Origin of the sequence: Vibrio ordalii ATCC 33509 (assembly GCA_000257205.1) — a bacterium.
GTDB lineage: Bacteria > Pseudomonadota > Gammaproteobacteria > Enterobacterales > Vibrionaceae > Vibrio > Vibrio ordalii.
Genome location: AEZC01000095.1, coordinates 1 through 2,133, shown reverse-complemented (window position 1 = coordinate 2,133; position 2,133 = coordinate 1). Strand labels below are relative to the sequence as shown.

General features: G+C 40.6%; 2 protein-coding genes and 2 pseudogenes. 2 read left to right on the top strand and 2 right to left on the bottom strand.

Features of this window, described 5'->3' with window-relative positions:
* Window positions 1–254, bottom strand: a pseudogene (locus VOR_RS0106895) (NADH:ubiquinone oxidoreductase); the annotation flags it as partial.
* A gap of 699 nt (window positions 255–953) precedes the next feature.
* Here VOR_RS0106895 and VOR_RS0106890 point away from each other — a divergent pair.
* Window positions 954–1,163 (top strand): cold-shock protein, encoded by a 210-nt coding sequence (locus tag VOR_RS0106890; RefSeq protein ID WP_010318975.1) that lies wholly within the window; start codon window positions 954–956, stop codon window positions 1,161–1,163.
* Between the two features lie 70 nt (window positions 1,164–1,233).
* Window positions 1,234–1,779: a YaeQ family protein gene (locus tag VOR_RS0106885; protein ID WP_010318974.1), complete on the top strand. Its 546-nt coding sequence runs from the start codon at window positions 1,234–1,236 to the stop codon at window positions 1,777–1,779.
* Between the two features lie 190 nt (window positions 1,780–1,969).
* Here VOR_RS0106885 and VOR_RS18675 read toward each other — a convergent pair.
* Window positions 1,970–2,133 (bottom strand): annotated as a pseudogene (locus VOR_RS18675) (NO-inducible flavohemoprotein); the annotation flags it as partial.

Genomic DNA, 2,133 nt, shown 5'->3' with positions numbered 1-2,133 from the left:
GGTGAAGTCATTAACTCAGCAGACAAACTCCACATCACTCCTACAACGGTAATGGTCAACTTAGCCAGTAAACCACAGATCAAAAGCACAAGTGCTAATGCGGGGGCTTTTGTGCTTCTAAAGGCAAACCAATAACAGCTTCCTACTGCTAATGACGAGATGTACAATCCAAGCAGAAAAGAGTGAAAGTGCTCTGCTGAGGCCAATCCGGCGACAATGGACACAACGAAAATAATTAACAGTTTCAGTTTCATTTTATACCTCTCAGTAGGTAACTCTTCCTCAGTCAACAATCAACCCCTCTAGCAATCTTCTTACACTTCTAATCTGCGAGTAGAAGAAGATACAAATCAAATCAGTGTGTACTGAAAGTAAACAACTTTTATTTCCATACTCGGCACACATTATGGACCAATCGCAAGGACGAAAGGAAGCGTGAATATAGTAACGGGAACATACGCCACAAAACTCATATTTATTTAGCCTAAGTAAACAAAACATACACTATCAATACATTGAAGTATCACTCATAATTAACATAATTTTGCTATGAGTTGCGATAAGTATCGATACCGATAAAGACTAACACACCCATTTTCGAGCTCGGCACTCTGAACAAGAGATAAATATTTAGTTATTTTAAAAAACCTAAACAATCTCAGTCACCAAGCTAACAATGATGTTAATTTCAAGCCTCAGCACAAGAAAATGCAACATAGAGCATAAAACCCAACTATTTTAAAAAAGTTTTTCGAGTTTTATCGAGTTATGATTGACAAGATAAAAGTTTGAACTAGACTTTGCACTAGCTAGAAAGCAGTTCTTTGTATACACATACGTCTCGTTGGATTACTTGTAACTCCCCCGTCGTGTCGTACGCAATAGCAATCTACTTTTCCACGCTATCCGCGCCGTATTCGGCTGTAAAACTTTTTTTGATTTTGGGTATTAAAATGGCTAACACAGTTACTGGTACAGTAAAATGGTTCAACGAAACTAAAGGTTTCGGCTTCATTCAACAAGAAAACGGTCCAGACGTATTCGCACACTTCAGCCAAATTAAAGGTGACGGTTTCCGCACTCTTGCTGAAGGTCAAAAGGTAGAGTTTGAAGTAGCTCAAGGCCAAAAAGGCCCTCAAGCTGAAAACATCCGCCTAGTATAATTTTTTACTAAGTATTCTAATAGCCAGCAATTTGCTGGCTATTTTCGTTTTACTTCTTGGCACTCTTCCAATGGCTCTGAAACCGACAATCTATAAGTTCCGTATTGCGCTGACGGATACTAATCGCGATCATTATGACTCTTTAAATCTCACCATTGCTCAGCATCCTTCAGAAAGCAACGAACGAATGATGGCGCGCATTTTAGCGTTTTGTCTTAATGCATCAGCCGATCTGACGTTCACGAAAGGGCTTTCTTCGATTGAAGAACCTGATCTCTGGCTAAAATCATTAGATGATCAAATTCAACTTTGGGTTGAGGTCGGTGAACCCGACACTGAGCGCGTTAAAAAAGCCACACGACTTGCCAAACAGGTGAAAGTCTACAGCTTTAACACCAAATCACAGGTTTGGTGGGAACAAAATAAAGGAAAATTCGCTCACCTTAATGCCGATATATTTCGCTTTGATGCTACAGCGATTGAAAAACTCTCCGCATCATTAAGCCGAGGTATGGATATTTCAGTGATGATCAGTGGATCGTCAATTTTTATTGATAGCGATAGCCATTCCGATGAAATTACTTGGCAAGCACTACAAATAAAAAGTGAGCACTAATTCCCAGCCCACTTTTGAGTATCTATACCCAAACCACTGAAGTTGCAGGTAGACGGCAAGTGAGTTCATCCCCATGAGCATAGATAAACTATGTGATTGAGGTGAGCGAACGTAGCTAACACCGCAGCAGCTTCAAGTGGGAAGAGTGTAGGCCCTTAAAAGAGCTTAGATTAAGATAGCGCTTTATACTTTATAAATAGGCGTGTGGGCCAAAGACTTCGTAGTGGATACGCTCTCTTGTTACGCCAAGCAATTCAAGCTGTTCAACAATGAACTGCATAAAACCAACGGGGCCACAGATATAAAAATCCCCCTGTGTTAGCGGCAGTTGCTCGCAAACTTGGTCGTGACTCC